Here is a 422-nt window from a genome sequence, read left to right on the forward strand (position 1 = left end):
TCCGTACAATGCTGGTATTCCAAATGCTCAAAATATCCAGCATGGGTATTTTGACATGGAAACGTTTAGTGATACTGTCTTTGCCTTTAACGAGAGCGACGGCTCCCGACACTGGAAAGCATTGTCAACTGATTTTAAAATCGGAGTCATCTCAGCTGGAGAGTATTACTTTTCAGCTGATTTGTATGCGACAGATTTAGGCACTCATATCAAATTTGGATTTTACTATCACAACTCGACTGGCAAACTCAATTTTTACGCAGGTCGAACAAAAATTGAAGTTACTGAAAAAGGCCGTTGGACTAGGCTAGGAATTGACTTAAAGGTCAATGATGACATTGACCTGACAAAAAAAGTCCAATTTTACATTTACGGCTATAATTTTGCTAGCAACTCAATTTTGTACCTTAAAAAGCCTAAAG

Annotated in this window: 1 protein-coding gene; it reads left to right on the forward strand. The window is 38.2% G+C overall.

The window, feature by feature from the left end; genetic code table 11:
* Positions 1–55 precede the first annotated feature (55 nt).
* The coding region (locus tag EDI28_RS26520) for a hypothetical protein (protein WP_199287521.1) at positions 56–422 on the forward strand (367 nt) is incomplete at its 3' end.

This window comes from Photobacterium chitinilyticum, from assembly GCF_004104355.1.
In the GTDB taxonomy this organism is placed as follows: Bacteria; Pseudomonadota; Gammaproteobacteria; order Enterobacterales; family Vibrionaceae; genus Photobacterium; species Photobacterium chitinilyticum.